The organism is Aquimarina sp. TRL1 (genome assembly GCF_013365535.1).
In the GTDB taxonomy this organism is placed as follows: Bacteria; Bacteroidota; Bacteroidia; order Flavobacteriales; family Flavobacteriaceae; genus Aquimarina; species Aquimarina hainanensis.
The window spans coordinates 3,623,795-3,641,402 of the sequence record NZ_CP053590.1; the positions used below are offsets into that span (position 1 = coordinate 3,623,795).

The 17,608-nt window shown below is 33.5% G+C and carries 17 protein-coding genes; all 17 read right to left on the reverse strand.

Annotated features, from left to right (window positions below):
- Positions 1-12: 12 nt before the first annotated feature.
- The 17 genes from HN014_RS14830 to HN014_RS14910 all read right to left on the reverse strand — a co-directional run bounded on the left by HN014_RS14830 (position 13) and on the right by HN014_RS14910 (position 17,589).
- Positions 13-1,218, reverse strand: coding sequence for a GTP-binding protein (locus HN014_RS14830; RefSeq protein ID WP_176029632.1), 1,206 nt, complete (start codon positions 1,216-1,218; stop codon positions 13-15).
- A gap of 339 nt (positions 1,219-1,557) precedes the next feature.
- The gene (locus tag HN014_RS14835) at positions 1,558-2,094 is read right to left on the reverse strand and encodes a GNAT family N-acetyltransferase (protein ID WP_176029633.1); all 537 of its coding nucleotides are present in this window, start codon (positions 2,092-2,094) and stop codon (positions 1,558-1,560) included.
- Positions 2,095-2,167: 73 nt separating this feature from the next.
- Positions 2,168-2,947, reverse strand: a complete 780-nt coding sequence (locus HN014_RS14840) for an alpha/beta fold hydrolase (RefSeq protein ID WP_176029634.1) — start codon at positions 2,945-2,947, stop codon at positions 2,168-2,170.
- A gap of 49 nt (positions 2,948-2,996) precedes the next feature.
- On the reverse strand, positions 2,997-3,473 hold the full coding sequence (locus HN014_RS14845; protein ID WP_176029635.1) for a hypothetical protein: 477 nt from the start codon (positions 3,471-3,473) through the stop codon (positions 2,997-2,999).
- A 2-nt stretch (positions 3,474-3,475) separates the two neighbouring features.
- Complete coding sequence (locus HN014_RS14850; protein WP_176029636.1) at positions 3,476-4,885, reverse strand: amidohydrolase family protein; 1,410 nt, start codon at positions 4,883-4,885, stop codon at positions 3,476-3,478.
- A 361-nt stretch (positions 4,886-5,246) separates the two neighbouring features.
- Positions 5,247-5,684, reverse strand: a complete 438-nt coding sequence (locus HN014_RS14855; RefSeq protein ID WP_176029637.1) for a hypothetical protein — start codon at positions 5,682-5,684, stop codon at positions 5,247-5,249.
- Positions 5,685-5,689: 5 nt separating this feature from the next.
- Positions 5,690-6,109 (reverse strand): GNAT family N-acetyltransferase, encoded by a 420-nt coding sequence (locus HN014_RS14860; protein ID WP_176029638.1) that lies wholly within the window; start codon positions 6,107-6,109, stop codon positions 5,690-5,692.
- Between the two features lie 78 nt (positions 6,110-6,187).
- A complete protein-coding gene (locus tag HN014_RS14865) occupies positions 6,188-7,387 on the reverse strand; it encodes a C45 family peptidase (RefSeq protein ID WP_176029639.1) in 1,200 nt (399 codons plus the stop codon).
- A 55-nt stretch (positions 7,388-7,442) separates the two neighbouring features.
- On the reverse strand, positions 7,443-7,934 hold the full coding sequence (locus HN014_RS14870) for a DUF1572 domain-containing protein (RefSeq protein WP_176029640.1): 492 nt from the start codon (positions 7,932-7,934) through the stop codon (positions 7,443-7,445).
- A gap of 172 nt (positions 7,935-8,106) precedes the next feature.
- Positions 8,107-8,649 (reverse strand): DUF1572 family protein, encoded by a 543-nt coding sequence (locus HN014_RS14875; RefSeq protein ID WP_176029641.1) that lies wholly within the window; start codon positions 8,647-8,649, stop codon positions 8,107-8,109.
- 112 nt (positions 8,650-8,761) lie between these two features.
- On the reverse strand, positions 8,762-9,886 hold the full coding sequence (locus HN014_RS14880; protein ID WP_176029642.1) for an alpha/beta hydrolase: 1,125 nt from the start codon (positions 9,884-9,886) through the stop codon (positions 8,762-8,764).
- A gap of 133 nt (positions 9,887-10,019) precedes the next feature.
- Positions 10,020-10,730 carry a CPBP family intramembrane glutamic endopeptidase gene (locus HN014_RS14885; protein ID WP_176029643.1) on the reverse strand — a complete coding sequence of 237 codons (711 nt, stop codon included), beginning with the start codon at positions 10,728-10,730 and terminating at the stop codon, positions 10,020-10,022.
- 181 nt (positions 10,731-10,911) lie between these two features.
- Positions 10,912-11,499: a hypothetical protein gene (locus HN014_RS14890; protein WP_176029644.1), complete on the reverse strand. Its 588-nt coding sequence runs from the start codon at positions 11,497-11,499 to the stop codon at positions 10,912-10,914.
- Positions 11,500-11,619: 120 nt separating this feature from the next.
- On the reverse strand, positions 11,620-12,252 hold the full coding sequence (locus tag HN014_RS14895) for a LysE family translocator (RefSeq protein ID WP_176029645.1): 633 nt from the start codon (positions 12,250-12,252) through the stop codon (positions 11,620-11,622).
- A 40-nt stretch (positions 12,253-12,292) separates the two neighbouring features.
- Positions 12,293-13,399: an SMI1/KNR4 family protein gene (locus HN014_RS14900; protein WP_176029646.1), complete on the reverse strand. Its 1,107-nt coding sequence runs from the start codon at positions 13,397-13,399 to the stop codon at positions 12,293-12,295.
- Positions 13,400-13,552: 153 nt separating this feature from the next.
- Positions 13,553-16,729 (reverse strand): M1 family aminopeptidase, encoded by a 3,177-nt coding sequence (locus HN014_RS14905; RefSeq protein ID WP_176029647.1) that lies wholly within the window; start codon positions 16,727-16,729, stop codon positions 13,553-13,555.
- Positions 16,726-17,589 carry an ABC transporter ATP-binding protein gene (locus HN014_RS14910; protein WP_176029648.1) on the reverse strand — a complete coding sequence of 288 codons (864 nt, stop codon included), beginning with the start codon at positions 17,587-17,589 and terminating at the stop codon, positions 16,726-16,728. The genes HN014_RS14905 and HN014_RS14910 overlap by 4 nt, the downstream gene beginning before the upstream one ends.
- Positions 17,590-17,608 lie beyond the last annotated feature (19 nt).

The following is a 17,608-nucleotide window of genomic DNA, read 5'->3' on the forward strand; positions in this document are numbered from 1 at the left end:
TTACTCTTTAGATTAATTCACCATTTTGACTATGTTTGTAGGCCATGGGTCTTCGAATTCATAACCATCTCTCCAAAGTGCAATTTCTTTATCCGTAAGAAAGCAAGATTTTAGTTTATCGGTAAACTGATTTACCTGTGTCTTATTTCCAATAACGGTCAGGTCACAGTGTCTATCACCAAAACGACCTGGTTCTTTGGCAAGCTTTTCTTTTAGTAGTTTTATCTCCATTTCGGAAAGACCGTGATTCTCATCTTCAACAACTCCTGATCGCCATGAGCCAATTAATTCCAAACTAATTCCTCCTGCTGCCTGATTCCATAACAGCGAGTGCTTATCACGACTGGCGAGCCAGAAAAAACCTTTACTGCGATAAATCCGCTTATCGAGGTATTGATGGCAGATGTCCCAAAGGCGTTTGGGGTGAAATGGACGATCATCCCTGATAACTTTTGTCACTAAATCATAAGGTCGATCGGCTTGCTCTTCGGATTCTAATATAGGAGTTATCTCCTCAATTAACTGAGCTACCTGAAAATAATTGTAGGGCTCAAGCTCAAACAGAGATTCGATAGCGAGTTTACCAAAGAGTACGGAATGTGTTGAAGCCAACGGATTAATTTCCTGAATATATGTGGCGATATCCTGTAGCTTGTTTTTTTCGATTCTATCGGCTTTAGTCAGGATTAAATGACTGCAAAACAAGATTTGTTCAACCAATAAATTTATGGGGTCTCTTTTGCCTTCCATTAAATTCTGCTGCATCTGAGGAATCAGAGTTGCTCCATAATTAAAATCATGTGCCAGCATTAAGCTATCAACAAGTGCGAATACTCCTGTCAACCTAACTTTCGTTTGCCCCTTGAAATATTTAATAAGTGGCATTGGGTGACAACTTCCAGAGGTTTCAATAATGATTAGTTCTGGATTTTGTTTTGATAGCAATTTGTGGATTGCCTGATCAAGTTTTTTGATTCCTGTTTTGCTACTAAGAACACAAGAATGGATAGATTCTAAGGTGCTGCTATCATCTTCTACGAGATCTGTATATCCTAGCAACTCTCCATCCACATCTAATTCACTCATGTCATTTACAATAGCACAAGCAGCTATGTTCTTTTTTTTTGATTGCGATAGCAAGCTTCTAAAAAGTGTTGTTTTACCTGATCCAAGGAATCCATTAAGGATGACGACTGGTACTTTTTCAGATGTGCTCATTGATTTTTGTTTAGAGTGTTGATAGCTAATTTATTTTTTCTAATTCTTTATATATAGCAGTTGCTATTTTTTAATAATACGGAACCTTTTTTGTCTGTTGCATTTGTTTTATGAAAGGAGCCTATGAAATACACAAATTGTGCTTATTGCAAAAGTGTTGCTAAAAATAGGCATATTTTATACAAGGACTTAAAATTTATGAATAAAAGTAGTCGAATCATCTTCTATTAAATAAATCAGAGGCTAAAGAATTCTAGCAAATACCTAAGAGAAGTATTCTCCCTGGATTTTACAGCACTGCTTTTGGTTTTTAACTTTTGAAAGAGAGAAGAAATGTGTTTAAAGTGATTTATCTCTTGCTATAAGCTTATTAGTACAGGAATACCAAATTGCATCTTTGCTTCCAGGTTCATAAGGAGCAAGCCTATCGAATTTCATTCCAATTTTTTTCATTACGTTGATCGAAGCTACATTTTCTTTCATCGCTATTGCAATAATCTTTTCTAATTTAAGAGTATCAAACCCATATTGTAGAATGGCACGAGCTGCCTCTGTCGCTATTCCTAATCCCCAATATTCGGGTAAAAACCTATAACCGAGGTCAATTTCGTCAAACTCTGGCAGGTATGCTAATCCTGCCCAACCGACACATTGTTGTTCACTTTTCAGGATAGTAGCCCACCTGCCAAATCCATATCTTTTATAGTTACTAATTCTTCCCTTTATTGCTTGTACGATTTCTTCCACAGACTGTACTACAGGTTCTCCCGTATACTGTTGTACAATTGGATCAGCATGTAGCCTGAATAAGGCTTCCTTATCATCAAGTGTAATCTCTCTTAATACTAACCTTTCTGTTTCTATTAAAACGCTCATTTTATTATTTAAGTGGGGTATATGCGTATGAGGACATAAATTAATAATTATTTTCTTAGCATGGATTATCTTATTATACAGAGTTCTTTAGTATATGGTTTATGATTTTTGCAGCTTGTACTGGTTTTTCCAATGGAAATAAATGCCCTTCGTCAAGTGTAATCATATTAAAATTCGGGAACTTTCTTTTCCACCATTTGGCATCTGATTTTCTAAACATATTGCTTTTGCTTCCATAAATAATTGTTCCATTTAGTTTTTCTATCCCTGCAGGAAGTTTGGTGTATGTACTTCGATATATTGCTGATTCTATTTCTTTCGAAAAAGCCAGCTCAACTCCATTTTCTGTTTTTTTAAACCCATATTGAATATAGTCAGCCAGGCAATTTTTATGGAACCCCTGAAATATACTTTTAGATTCAAAATACTCTTTGGCTTCATCTCTTGATCGAAAAACAGATTTTCTCTTTAAAGTTCGTTTTGCAGGACCGATGTAGCTGGATAACCCTATTTTTTTGATAATGACTATTAATCGTCTCTTCCAGGGGTGATAGAGAATAGGTTCTAAGACGATTATTTTTTTGAAAAGATGGGGCTTTAAAGACGCAGCAATGAGCATAAGAACACCCCCTGTAGAATGTCCAATACCAATAATAGGTTCGTTATACTTTTTTTCGATTGAATCAATTAATTCTAAGGCTAGATTCTCGAGGTTTTCATCTAACTTAAATTGGTTATGTCCCATGAGGTCAACATAATGTATATCGGCACTTTCAATCGAATTGAAAAGGCAATTAAAGCATTTGGCAGGAAAACCATTTGAATGGGCAAACTGTATCAGGTGTCTTTTCATTTTTATAGTCTTCTGGATATATTGATCTTATATAAAAGTAGTAACGAATTTATTTCTTGTTACCCATAGCTTTTATTTCATCAATTTCCTTTTCAATCAATTTTTGGTTAATTATGCTTTTCTCAATTATCACTTTTTGTTTCGTTTTTTTCCAAAAAGGAAATATGCCGTTAAATGAAATACTTAATTCAGAAAACTCTCCATTTTTACTTTCGATTTCAGTTTTGGTCTTATAATGGAATTTACCTTTGTAATATTCTGTGATTCTCTTTCTTTTTGTGAGCGAATTTAATAATAGGTCTATAATTTCATTAATATCATGAAATTCTGGATTAAAATGCCGATGAGAAACTCCATTCCCAATAGTTAACTCTCTATCATCACAAGAAAACCAAAAATTAGTGCCTGTTATAGAAATACAGGTTTCTTTATATCCGTCATCATATTCCTCAATAGTTATATTTAACTTGTCACCCAGATGCTTTTTTAAGAATGCCTCTGTTTTTTTGAAGATGACTTGATGCATTTTTAATTATTTTTTAAACTATTCAACAGTTTTTTCCAGTTGTATTTTTCTTTATTAGCATTATTCCATTGTTCCAGATCAGAAAGCATTGTATCAATTTTATTTTTACTAATCCATTGGCCATTGACAAAGACTCCTGAAATTGTACGGGTATGACTAATATCTTTTAAAGGGTTTTTATCAAGTAAAACTAAATCAGCGAACTTAGCAATTTCTATGGTTCCTATTTTATCTTCAATCCCAAGCCATTCTGCACCTAACCTTGTTGCAGAAACTAACGCTTCTTCATTGGTTAATCCTGCTTTTACTAAGAATTTGAGTTCATCATGAAGAGAAAAGCCCCAAACAATTCCCGAAATACCGGCATCAGTTCCTGTTACCATAGGCACAGCTGATTCTTTAAAGGCTTTGATGATAAGTTTATGAAAGTCAGCTTGTTTTTGGAAGTGTTCAATTAATTTTGCAGAAGCTCCTTCAAATTGATTTGCAGTCAACCATTTACTTTGCATTAATGGGTGTACATATTTTAAACTAGTTAAAGATGCGACATTGTTCAGGGATTTTGCCTGTGCAATAATAGATTCCATATTGATTAAATTAGGAATTAGCCAGGTGCCATTTTCTTTAGCCAGTCGAGCAAATTCTTGAGCCTTTTTATAACTATAATCATCAGTTTGTTTAGACAATTCTTCAGCATGAGCGATCAGACCAAAGTGCGGAATAAAAAAATCTTCAGCTGGTTTTCCTTCAAATGCCACTGGAATATGTCCCACAACTTTCATGTCTTGCTTTTTGGCTTCATCTATAACTGCTTTAAAGGTTTCTTCATTGAGCCAGGTATATACTTTGATGAATTCATATTGCTCTTCTTTAGCAATGCGTACTGCATTTCTTCCATCAGAAGGGGTATTAGCTGTTGTATTTGATTTTCTTCCGCCAATTACTTTGGCCAGGGCTATTCTCGGACCGATTACATTACCTCGTATAATTTCATTACGTTGCCCTATATGTTCTGGTCTTGCACCTAAATCAAACACTGTTGTAACACCATTAGCAATGTACGGAGTCATATTATTTTGAGTGTCATAGCTTACTAATGGTCCTTTTGTTGGGTATAATACAAAAGGACTTCCATCAGCCAGAGAATGTACATGCATATCGATCAACCCGGGAATAAGCCACTTTCCTGTTCCGTCAATTATTTGCGAATTTGCAGGAATAGTCCCGTTGATTGACTGTATTTTTTGATTGTGAATTACAATAGTTGCATTCTGGATGATTTTATGGTCAGTTGTCATAGGAATTATATTCACATTTTTTATGACATAAGCAGGATTCTCTGATGGTGATTTGTACTGTGCATTTACATTAGTAATGAGAAATGCTAAGATTAGGAGATTTAAATATTTCATTTTGATTTTTTGATTGATGATCATATCAATGAGACGGGGAATTCTTATTTTGGTTACACTATAAAAGACGAAAGTATTTAGTACTTCAGTGCTTTTTAATGTTGTTTAGGTTTTAATTGTAATTGTTGATCCTTTGCTCTTTTCTTTGAATTGATTGAAAGGGTCGATTTCTTTCTCATATTCCTATTTGCATATGATCTCCCTTTTTCCATCCCTTCGTCTTCAACATAGTTATGAGAGGAGAAACGAGGAGATACGGATTGTTATTTCTGAATCAATTTTCGAAATCAGTTTGAGGAGTGTCATCCAGGAGTCGTAAAATGGTTGTATTAATGAATTGTATCCTTTTATTAGCAAGTATCTACTCTAGTTTTTTTAATACTACTTTTACGGTGCTTGCTTTTGAATTTTTTAGATTTTTTTCATTCCATACGGGAGGGAAATGGTATGCTGAGAATTGACCTTTTTTCTTTTCGATGATCAGATATCTATAGATTGTATTCCTGGGCTCAGAAGTATATCCGGGGATAACAGGTTTTGCTCTTAGTGTTAATGTATCATTTTTTATATACCAGTTCTCTAAATCTTCTTTCATGTTATCAAACAATTGAAGCTTTTTATCTACGTATTTTCCAGATCCTATGATTCCTGTTCCATCCATATTCAATTTGATAGAAAAGACCCAACCAGAGAGGCTTGGCTCTGTAACCCATTCGCCTGTGAAAAAAGCAGTTTTTTCTTGTCCCAAAAGCGGATGTACTATGGTAATAATAAGAGCTGATAGAAATACTTTTTTCATGTTTTTTATTTGATTAAATCTTTTTCCAAAATGAGCATGTGTTTGCATTGTATTTCGTTTTCGAAAATTGGGTTGGGATACTTCTCGACAAAAAAGTTTTTCAGAATTCTATCTATTTCAAATCCAACTTTCTGATAAAGTGTCAGCTGTCCGATGCTAGAGTTTCCTGTTCCTATTATCAATTTTTTAAAGCCTGAGTCACGACTTATTTTTTCGGCATACGCCAATAGTGCTTTTCCGTATCCTTTTTTTTGTTGAGATTCCTTAATCGCTATATTTTTTATTTCAATGGTAGTCGCATTTATTTTATGAAGTACAATAACTCCAATGGTTTCCATATTAGACACAGCAATATAACAAGTTCCAGAAGCTAGGTAAGATTCGATTTGAATTCTCGATGGGTCTGCTAATTCAAGTAGGTCCATCGGGATTTTTTCTGAAATTGTTAAAGGTCTAATGTGTATATCTAATTGTGTCAATTTTTAGTTGTTTTTTTAATTGGTTTAAAATTTTAATTCTATGTATGCTGTTTCATGGGGTTTTCCCGGTGCAATTAAAAATTGAGGGTTTTCTGATAGTACATAAATGACACTTGCATAGGTGTATGTGTTGCTTAATACATCATATCCATCATGATCTTTGGAACTGAGCACTTCTTTTATTTCTTCAATACCGAACTCATTATTTTCTTTATTAAATCGTTTTTCAAATGATGGTAATCTCTGACAGAACCCTTTTGTATCGAAAAGAGTAAAACCATTTTCTTCCAAAGCTTCCAGGTACCAATTACTATAATCATTATTACTAAGAGGATGATTGGTGTGATATGTGAAATTAGCTTCTTCATATGGTTTGAATTCTTCGATGGAATTTGCTGAAGATTCTAAAGACGTTACCTGATGCAATCCTCCAATAAGATAATTTTGACCTGAGGCATGTTTAACTGTCTTTATCCAATTGATAGCTTCTGAATATTCATTTTTATCCAGAACACCTCTTACAATTGAACTAACAGGCAATCCTTTTGATTGAGAATTTAACTGCATCAGAATATTACAGTTTATAGAGACATTAGAATTATTCATACCTGTGATACCGATATGCCCGGGAATTGTTAATATCATTAATTCCTTGCCAGTTTCATCGGTAAAATTCATAACTGTTTGATACCCGTGAAAATAAGTAGGAATGTCCATATTTTGAGCAGCAAGAGTTGGATGGCTATTACTTTTATTAATTCCGATTGAACTACATTTATGAGCAAAGAGATATTTCGTACTAAAAAAGAATTCATCTCCAAGTTGGTGCATAAAAATAATTTCATGAGGAATCCCAGATCCATCAGAGATTCCTTTAATTTCTTCTAGAAGGTTTGGAGTCCATTTCTTCATAGAGGAGACAAAATTCGTTTTACTTAAAAATCTTTTTATAAAGGTTAATGGTTCCTCCTTGGTTGTTCTTCCAATGTCTGCTAATAATGAATCGGTTACTGTCTTTATTTCATCTTTTAGTAAACGACCGTGCTGAACCCCCCTTTCATATGGAGTACCCGAAAGATGTAAGATTTTTAATTTGCCATCAGCAACAATCTCTAACGGGGCAACTGTTTCTGCTGTGGTTTTCTGTTTTGGTTTATTATCTTTCTTATCCTGGCATTGACAAGAAGCTAAAAGGATAAAAACCAGAAAGATTATTTTATTCATGTTAATTGTATATGTATTAGTGTTAGCGGCTATGTAAAAGTGTTTTAATACTTTTTTACATAGTGTTTGGACTCGTTTTTTTCTTGTTGATTAGTTTTTTAATTATCAGAATTTGACCTAAGTGATAATTGGTGTGTTCTATCATTACGTCAATATTGCGTTTATAGGTTCCATATTTCTCATAAACAAAACATTCTGAGAGTTTATCCTCTGTCATTTCTCCCACTATGGAGATTAATTTTTCAGCATCAGTACAAAATCGATGTGTCAACTTATTCCAATCTTCTTCGGATGTAATAGGAGGATCATCAAAACTAAAGGCATCCCTTATTTCTAGAGGACCTCCTTGTAATACTTTTGTTACTCCATCAATATAGTAATGGATATGGAAAGTGAGTTTGGCTATAGAGTTTAAATCATAAACAGTTTCTATTGCATCTTTCCAGTCGATATTCAAGATTTGTTCTTTGAAGTTTGTTCCTGTTACCCATTTTCCATCAGTTAAAACTTCTCGTAGACGATTTGCTAAATACTCTGAAGTCTTCATGTGTTTACTTGATTACTACCAACGTTTACTATATGTTACGCAACAGGTAAAATGTTACCCGGTTTTCTGATTTTCTTTTGTGTAGGTCTTGAGTCTTTATAAAAATACAATAATCATTCGTGTGATGATAATTTTCTAAGTAGATAAGAACCAGTAATTATTTATAATAGTATTATAACTTATTTTGTTTAGCGTTTTGTTCAAACTCTAATTTAATATATTCATCTGATTTCCCCTTAGGGATTGACGGAGAATGCCATTTTTCATTCAAAATCATTTTTCCAATAAAAGCAATTTGACCAATATGATATGGATAATGAGCGATTTGCCGTGTTATGCTCTCGATTAATTTAACTTTTTTATTTCTAATTACAATTGGTGTGTGGAAATTGGTTTTATTAATACTGTTTAGGGCATTAAAAAGACAATCCCACCCTTTTTCCCATCGTTCAATTAATTCTGAATAGTGCAAGTGCTGGCTTGAAAATTCACGTTCACGATCTCTCCACTCTTTTTCTCCATCGCTTTCAAAAAAATCGGTCCATCGTGATAGCATGTTTTCCGACATGTGGAGTATGATGCATGCTATATCATTACTTTCTTCATTGTATTTCCAGTACAAATCTTTTTCTGTCAATTGCAAAATTGTTTTATCCGCTACTTCTTTATAAGATCTAAATTGTTTTTTTATGTTTTCTAAGTATTCCTCTACCACTTTTTGTATGTTTTACTTCGCTATAACGGAGAGTATATAAATTGAGGAGATCCAAAGGAATTATACTTCCATATACAGCGTTATAGAATTGTTTCTGTTTTGTTTTAATAGATTATTTTTTCTTGTTTTTTGCCTTCAGTAGCCCTTGTTTCATTTTTTGATCAAAGTTAGCGTTTGGATATTTAGTAAGTCCCTGGTTAAAATATTTAATTGCATTTTCATAGTCTTGGTGCTTTAAATAAAATTGCCCGAAACGATGCTGCCAATATGCCGAAGCATATCTTTCAGTAGTTAATACATCTTTGAATTCAGTCATGAAAACATTAAAATATTTAAAATTATCTCTATTCCAGGCTAACCAGATCAATCCATTTTTGGTGTTATCATCGATTTTTTTATCCCCCCCAAATCTTTTAGCGCGTTCGATAAAATAAGTAGTCAGGTAATCCATTCCTCCTAGATCTACATACTGCTGAATGCTCTCAAAAACCAGTGAGTCATAATTGTGATAATAATATTTCAACCCTTTGTACATTGCTAAATGTGCCAAAGTTTCATGTACTTCATCGTTAAACAAGCTGTATTTCCAAATAAGATTTTTAGGAGCACTCTTTTTTAATATTTTATGGAATGCTTCAGTTGAATTGATATAATAGATATCTTTTCTGGAATTCGCCATATATAGATAAGTATCTCTATCTGAGGTAATTTTTTTGACTACTTCTTCTGAAGCATAGCCTCCATCAGTTATAATTGCTCCATTGAAGATATCATTCTTTTTTAAAATCAATTCACTTGTATAATAAGCAGCAGCTTCCCAACCAAAAATGAGCCGCTCATTAGTTGTCCTATAATTAGAATCGATAAAGCGAATAACTTCATTCACTAAAAAGTTAGTAAACTTTTCACTATCCTCTCCAAATAATGACCATCTGGATGAATCATTATCGTGAATACCTACAATAATCATTTCTGGAATTGCTCCGGGGGTGCGCAATGCTTTTTGAATTGATACTCCGCTAAAAAAATACCACTGTCCATCTAAGATATAAAATACGGGATATTTCTTTTTTGAATTCAAATATCCGTCAGGGGTGTAAATTTGAATTGTTCTATCCTCATTTAAGACAGTAGATTTAATGGTATGATTAATTCCGATTGTAATTGGTGAATTTTCCTGTGCACTACCTATTATATATATAAAGCAATAAATGATAAAAATTAATGAATGTTTCATGCCCTTTACTGTTTTATTTTGTTCATAGGTTTGGGTAAATATAAGTAATGGTTTTGTATAGCTGATCCGTTGTTCTTTTTTGAGCGTAAAAAGCATTGGTTTTTATGTTTTTATCGTATTGCGGTCTGTTCTTTTATTCCAAAACCCTTCCCATCATAGAGCCGGCATTAAGTATGCAATGAGCAATAATTAGTGGCCATAAGTTTCGACCAAATTTTACATAGGCTATTCCCATAATTAGACCAATTATACCAACGGTAATTGATCTTTCAGAAAAATCATTAGAATGTCTAAAACCAAAAATTGCAGCTTGTAGTACCACAGCAATTACAGTAGCGATAGATTTCGCAGAAAACAATTTTTCAATCCAGTTCATTAAAAAGCCTCTGTCTAACAATTCTTCTAACATTGACTCCAGTAGGATAAAAGGGATGATGAGAAAAAAATGCGACCAATTTCCTTTGAGATTCCCAAATTTAGAAACAGCACTTTCTGATGAGGTATCTGCTCCTAAGGAAAACGGTAAATGGTCTATTAAAATATTAAATGCGATTAATGAAATCATTGTAGTCGCAAGAATTAAAATTACAATTCCTAATACACCCCATAAGTTATTTGGTTTTCGCAAGCCTAATTCTTTCCAGGTAACATTTCTTGCTTTCATTCTCCATGTTGCTACCGCTAGGGTAATGAATGACCAAAAAAGACCATTGGCTATAAACCCGACCTGTGGGAGATAGATTTCTCTAACCAAAAACATTATAGAAATGTATACTACCAGATCAAAAAGAAACCCTTTGTAATCGGTTGATTTTGTTTCAGTATTGATAGTATTGAGATTCATTTTGCTGTTTCATCTGTTGGTTCTTTATTAGACAACGTTTTTTCAAATTGTTACAATTCTAAATTTAATGCAGATTAACATGCAGGCTGTGAAGTGTAAAAACAGTTTGATAAGGTAGCTTTATACATTATGACTATTGTAGTAATCTTCACGGAAATGTAGCCTAATATGGGAATAAATATTATTCGTCAAGTTTGCTAAATTTTGATTTTCTAAATGTTCTTAGCATCTGTCTTTTATATAGGGGTCTGTCATTCGTCATATTTATTATAAAATCATATCCGTTTAAATATGTCCGATACATATTTTGCTCCATTATTTGTTTGTTATTTTGATAGATTTTAAGCGTGAATACTTCAAAAGGAACCCCGTCGATGGTTTCTTTATTAGAGGTAGAATCAACTGTTACCTCTTGTGCATTGAAAATATCATAGATATGCTTTTTAATCAAGGGGTACTTATCGTGCCACTCGTTTTTATAACTTTCCTTAAAGGGAATAATAGTTGATTGAAATTTTGAAATAGTGTTTTTGCGAAATGTTATTAATTTAATTTCCTTTCCTGTAATATTAGGAGTGATTCCTGATTCTTTTATCTTTTCTATTCCTTCTTTTATGTCTTTATCTAAATTTCTGGAACTTTCAATTTCCCAATTATCTATAAAAGCCATAGTCCAGCCTATTTCAGGAGTTGTGAAGGTTTTATTTTCTTTTGAACAACTTATAAAAATTGTGATTGCTATAGGAATTAATATTGTTTTAAATTTCATAAAGTTTAGTTTTACTCACCAAGTGAGATGCAAATGCTACGATATTTGTTGTGTCGAAATATTTTATAATAGTTTCCCTTGAATGCTTTGTGGACTTCCTTCGGAGAGTTGCTTATGATATTATTTTGCTTTTGTCAGTGCCATTTTTACAGCAAGTCCGGTTAATATTGATGCCATAAACCATTTTTGAATCCGCAACCAAATAGGCTTTTTCGAAAACCAGGTTGCCATTCTAGCGGCAGAAATAACAATCAATAGATTTACTGTGAAACTTATAAGTATTTGAATAATGCCTAATTGAAAGCTCTGACTCAAAATAGTCCCATTTTCAGGTTTTATAAACTGTGGAAAAAACGACAGATAAAATACAGCCATTTTAGGATTTAGAACATTGGTCATAAAACCAATATTAAACAGTTTAATTGGTTTGTCAGCTTTTAAGTGCTGATGAACGTCAAAGATTTTATTTTCAGATTTTATTGAATTATACGCTAAGTAAAGAAGATACCCAACACCGAGAAATTTTACCACAATAAAAGCATAAGGAATTGCAAAAAATATAGCAGTTAAACCAAATGAAACCATCAGAATATGAAACAGGAATCCACTCATGACTCCCAAAAGAGATACTATTCCAGCATTTTTGCCCTGGGATAGGGATCTTGAGATCAAGTAAATCATATTTGGTCCAGGCGAAAGTACCATTAGTAAGGCTGCGAATCCAAATAAAAGAAGGTCATTAAACGGGATCATATTATTTTTATTTATTTCAGTTTTTTTAAACAGGATACATCTACGTTTTAGATTTGTAGGTATTCAATTTGTCAGCAATATATTTACTCTTTTTAAAAGGAATATGACCACTAGGTTTTCCATTTTTAGCCCACCATTCCTTATCTTGGATTTCATAGTTCAAGTATTCATCATTCAGTAGTCGTAACTTTTCTGTCATCGTCGCATCCACACTTTGATCAATTTTAGTTCCGGAAATAGACCAATCCATTTCAATTCCCATTTCCAGTAATTCGCTTATTAATTCATAATTAGATTTAATTTCTGCCTGATATGTTGTTGTTAGATAATTTTGTAAAGGATATCGACCCTTATACATCTTATTAATATCTAATCGTAACTCTTCAACTAAGTAGTGAATAGTTGAGGCTTTTTTTGCATAGAGAAGTAGTCCATCCGTACTACAACCTTGTTTCAATAGAAAATCTAGCTTTAGTCTATCATCAACATATTTTTGTGGAATATTAGGATATCCATCTTCTGGCGGTTGTATATCTCCATAAATGGCAAAGACTTCTTTAAATCTTTGTAATCCCAAATCAGGATCATTTGGAGTGTAGTAAAAGTAATATTGAAATATCTTATTATCAGAATAATGAAGTTCTTTAAAATCAAAATCAGGATCATATTCTTCTTCATACCAGGAAGCAATGGTGAGTGAGTTGAAAAACTCAGTAAATGAATTGGTATTGATTTTTACGATGCCATCTCCTCCAGAATAGTTTGCAAAATAGATCTGACCGTATTGATGCTGTTGCAGACTCATGAAATAGATCCCTCGATCGCCAAAAGCAAAAACCAATATTTCGTCATTGTTGAGGTTATGAGGAACAAAGTCTTCTGCTTCAATGTCATGAAGGGTATAGGTCATTGGATGTTTTTTCTGAATGATTATATCTCCAATGCTTAGAAATCGTTCAATGGACCATAGTTCAGCATCGTTTTCCGAATGTATTGTAGGATGGTTAGGGTAGGGGATTCCTCCATTATATTTAAGTAAAAAGGATTTAAAATCACTTGGGAATTTTTTATTCCATAATTCTTCTGCATCTTTAATTTCCCGAAGGGAAATGGTTGACTCCTCTTTGAATATTTTAATTTCTTTCATTTTCAACATGATGAAGGTTAACAGTCTTTAGTATGAAAAGCAGTGAATTTTTAGGGACTTATTTTTCTGATCAATACTGACCTTAAATTTATAAAACTCATTTTTATTGAAGTAGGTATCGTCTTATTTTTTATATGTGTAATGGTTGTAGGTTTAGGGTTTCCAAAACAAATCATTGATCTGTTGATGATATTTCACATCTGAAATTTTTAGAATCTCTTCTAACAAATCTGTTGAAATCGGTTTAGAGTTTGGATATTTAAAGTTGTTTAAAAAGTTTTTTAACGCAAGGTTCAGCGTGTTTTCTCCAATGAGTTGACTTAGTTCTACAAAGACAATAGCTCCTTTATTATAAGCAATATCGGTATGTTTTTTTGTAGCTTTTATTAGGGGAGTAGGCGCATGAAAACCTTTCTGAGCCTCGTAAATCTGCTTTTGTACAGCAAGACGTTCTATCATCTTATCATTTCCATGCATTTGTTTATAAATCATCATTTCGGTGTACATAGCCAAACTTTCGGTAAGCATGGCATATCCTTCTCGGTAGTCAGGGGCAATTTGATTGTTTCCCCACCAAAAATGAGCAACTTCATGACCCGCTAATTCATTAATCACGTCTTGATTATCACCTGCTTTTACATGGGCGTGAAATGCCATATTCTCTGTCATAAAAACAACTCCGGGATAAGCAGTTCCATTAAATCCCTGAGAAAAAGAAGAAATTTCAGCAAAAACAATTGAATCAAACGGATATAAACCAAAGTTTTTGTTGCAATACGCTAAGGTAAGCATAGCGTTCTTGATCAGTTCATCTACATTCTGATCGTGTAGAGGATTATAATAGACCTCAATAGAAACTCCTTTATATATTGCTTTTTTTACATTATATCCGGCAGAAGACAACGCAAAGCGAAATGGAATATTCTCGGCTTCATATTGAACATAGGATCTTCCGTTTTCGTGCCATTTTTTATGAAGCATTCCTGTACCGATAGCAATTTGGCTGTCATCCACAGAAATTTGCATTTTCAGATCGATAAACGTATCTATATAAGTTCTTTCGGCTTCCAAGGGGTTTATATCAGTCACTTTTCCTAAACCATATTTTTTACGGGTATCTTCGTCTTTAATTTCACGGTCTGCATCATAGCCGAAAAAGGGAAAATATTGACTGATCCGCATAAATGAACCATTATCAATAATTGCATTAAAAGGCTGGTGCCCGTTAACTGGCAGCCATTGATAATGAAGTGTAAACGAAAGTTGAGTGGAATCATTTGGTTGTATCGGTTGTTCTAGTATCAGTAGATTATCCGAGTTTTTTAACCGAAGTGTTCGATTTTTGGTTTGGAAGATCATAGATTGAATCTCGAAATCCTTTGGGATAGAAATCAACAAGGAATCCAGCGGAACAGCATGTAGATTTTTAATCAGATACTGTCCCTTGATGGTATAGGATTTTTTTTCTGGAAATAAATCAATTTCAGTGATAACATTTTTAATGGTTGGTTGTGGTATAGTTTCAAATTTTCTGTACAATTTTTCATAGTTTGCCATTTCAGATAAAAGAGTTTCCTTATCCTGTAAATTGTAGCCGTTCAAATAGGATTTTGAAGACACAAGACCTATACAAAGCATGAGAGAAAGAAGGAGTAATCCAATCCATTTTTTTCCTGTATGTTGTATAAGAAAATGAGTTATAAATAGAACACTGAGCATTGAAAAACCAAAGATCAAACGCAATCCAAAAACAGGTAAATACGGACCGTATCCTATAAAATCACTATACGTACCGAGATAACCTGATAGGAATCGAAATAACGAGTTATGGAGGATGTAGTTTGAGATAGGCGTAGCAAAGAAGAAAAAGAATAGTATAGAAATGACTAATGCCAACGTTTTTGTAGTAGCCAAATTGTTGATGAATAGTAAAAAACCAAGCAGTAATAAAAGTGGAAATGTATTATATACAATCACACCCCAATAGGCATTCCAATCAAAAACAGGGTAGTTGTAAATGAATTGAAATAGGATGGCTTCAGCTAAAAGTAAAACAGTCAAAAAAGTAACTAATAGGGTGAGGCTACCAAAATGCCCTATCAATTTTTGATTGGAATAATAGGTGGTATCCTGAATAATAGAGAACCCCGAGGCTTCACTACACCAATAGGTATCATTTACAAAATACACCAAGACCAAAGCACCAACTGGATAAAAAATGCCATTAATGGTTTGCGCCAAAAGCCCTGAAGAGGCATAGTTCTCGGGAAATCGAATCCCCATATCAATATCGGAATATAATTCTATTCCAAGATAGAAGAGTAGGAGTACCGAAACGACTATCAATGCTGTACTTTTGAATAAGTATAAGATGTCTATCTTAAAAAAAGAACCTATGGATTGCCAGGTTGATTTGATACTGAAAATGGGGTTTATAGGAGTAAAAGAAGAATGGATATGTGATAGTACTGCTCTTCTCATTTTTCTAGATACCTTGTTTTTTCTTGTTGACTTAGGAACAAAAGAAAATGTTCTGCAACTAAAGTAAATACCGATAAAAGAAAATGTTAGGTATAGTAAACGGTTTATTGCAAAGTAATGAGTAAAAGGAACTACCATTGTACTTCGCTGTGCAATGGTAAGATCTTTACTTTCCATAAAATAGGCAGATAGTCCAAAGGGATCTGTAAAGGCTGAAATCTTTTGCGCAAGTAGCGATTGTGGTAATGCCTGTGCCATAAAAGGAGCATTAGAAAATAGCATGATAATCATGTAGAGTATATACAATGTCAATCCGCATAAGGCAACCAATAGTTTATTCTGAAATTTTTGAGCAACCCAAAAAAGTAATGAGCAGACAAGTAGTGCGTTAAGGCACCCAAAGACGATAAAAGGATACACAAAATGCCACAAATAAAAACCACTGTTCTCAGTATGAGCTAGTTTTATTTGAAGCCCGATAGTGAATCCGATACTAATAGTAAGAAAAGCTAAAACAGTTAATGCATAAAAGGAGAAAAATCGAGAGAAGGCAAAAGCTTTTTTCCGGACAGGAGTTGTAAATACAATGAAACCAAAATTAGCATCTTTCTCCTTAAATAATACAAGGAACACCAGAATCGTAGCAATAAAAATAAGTAATAGACTCAATAAACCTATGATATATCCAAGGTTATAAGGTGCGTTTATAGCAAGGTGTTTTCCTAATGAGATTTTGAATTGAAACCCTACAAAATAGCCTATGCTCAATAAAAGTAGTACTCCAATATAGGCAAATTTTTGATGAAAAACACTGAATACATCGTTGTTAATAACTGCTTTTACCATCATGACAAATAATTAAAATAAACATGTTCTAAAGTTGGATTTATCGCTTGAAAGCTATCGGGTTGTTCGTCGGCAACTACTGTGACATTCATCACGCGTTCTACTAATTGGGTATTGATAACCTTATAATTTGTTTCGATAGCTGATATATCGTTTTTTTCAGTTTCCTTACTCCATAATTTTCCTTGTAGTTGTTTGATAAAATCTTTCGGCTTTCCTTGTACAATAAGTTTTCCCCGCTTCATAATTCCCATGGTAGAGCATAAATTCCGAACATCTTCTACTAGATGAGTGGATAGTATAATAATGATGTCTTCGCTGAGATCACTTAATAATGTGTTAAAACGGTTTCGCTCTTCGGGGTCTAAACCTGCGGTGGGTTCATCTACAATAACAATTTTAGGACTCCCCAATAATGCCTGTGCTACACCAAAGCGTTGTTTCATTCCTCCCGAAAATGTATGTACGGCTTTGTCCTTAGCATCTAAAAGGTTTACCTTTTCTAATAGGGTTATAATTTGCTTTTTCCTTTTTTGTGGATGATTTATACCTTTTAACTTGGCTAAATGTTCCAGTAAATTGTAGGCAGATATCTTTGGATATACCCCAAAATATTGCGGTAAAAACCCCAGGTGTTTTTGAATCTCAATTGGATTTTCAACAATATCCTGGTTATTAAACGTTATTGTCCCTTCTGAAGGTTTTTGTAGTCCTACAATGGTTTTCATTAATGAGGATTTGCCTGCTCCATTGGGACCCAACAGCCCGAAAATTCCATTCTTTATTTCTATAGTTAAGGCATTAAGCGCCTGGTACCCGTTGCTGTAGACAAGGGATACATTGTGGATATTTAATGTATTCATGTTATTTTATTTTGGAGGA

Coding starts and splice junctions, on each gene's coding strand:
- HN014_RS14910 (WP_176029648.1), bottom strand. CDS start 17,589: ATGAATACATTAAATATCCACAATGTATCCCTTGTCTACAGCAACGGG.
- HN014_RS14860 (WP_176029638.1), bottom strand. CDS start 6,109: ATGGACCTACTTGAATTAGCAGACCCATCGAGAATTCAAATCGAATCT.
- HN014_RS14885 (WP_176029643.1), bottom strand. CDS start 10,730: ATGAATCTCAATACTATCAATACTGAAACAAAATCAACCGATTACAAA.
- HN014_RS14870 (WP_176029640.1), bottom strand. CDS start 7,934: ATGAAGACTTCAGAGTATTTAGCAAATCGTCTACGAGAAGTTTTAACT.
- HN014_RS14835 (WP_176029633.1), bottom strand. CDS start 2,094: ATGAGCGTTTTAATAGAAACAGAAAGGTTAGTATTAAGAGAGATTACA.
- HN014_RS14840 (WP_176029634.1), bottom strand. CDS start 2,947: ATGAAAAGACACCTGATACAGTTTGCCCATTCAAATGGTTTTCCTGCC.
- HN014_RS14830 (WP_176029632.1), bottom strand. CDS start 1,218: ATGAGCACATCTGAAAAAGTACCAGTCGTCATCCTTAATGGATTCCTT.
- HN014_RS14845 (WP_176029635.1), bottom strand. CDS start 3,473: ATGCATCAAGTCATCTTCAAAAAAACAGAGGCATTCTTAAAAAAGCAT.
- HN014_RS14855 (WP_176029637.1), bottom strand. CDS start 5,684: ATGAAAAAAGTATTTCTATCAGCTCTTATTATTACCATAGTACATCCG.
- HN014_RS14905 (WP_176029647.1), bottom strand. CDS start 16,729: ATGATGGTAAAAGCAGTTATTAACAACGATGTATTCAGTGTTTTTCAT.
- HN014_RS14900 (WP_176029646.1), bottom strand. CDS start 13,399: ATGAAAGAAATTAAAATATTCAAAGAGGAGTCAACCATTTCCCTTCGG.
- HN014_RS14895 (WP_176029645.1), bottom strand. CDS start 12,252: ATGATCCCGTTTAATGACCTTCTTTTATTTGGATTCGCAGCCTTACTA.
- HN014_RS14865 (WP_176029639.1), bottom strand. CDS start 7,387: ATGAATAAAATAATCTTTCTGGTTTTTATCCTTTTAGCTTCTTGTCAA.
- HN014_RS14850 (WP_176029636.1), bottom strand. CDS start 4,885: ATGAAATATTTAAATCTCCTAATCTTAGCATTTCTCATTACTAATGTA.
- HN014_RS14890 (WP_176029644.1), bottom strand. CDS start 11,499: ATGAAATTTAAAACAATATTAATTCCTATAGCAATCACAATTTTTATA.
- HN014_RS14880 (WP_176029642.1), bottom strand. CDS start 9,886: ATGAAACATTCATTAATTTTTATCATTTATTGCTTTATATATATAATA.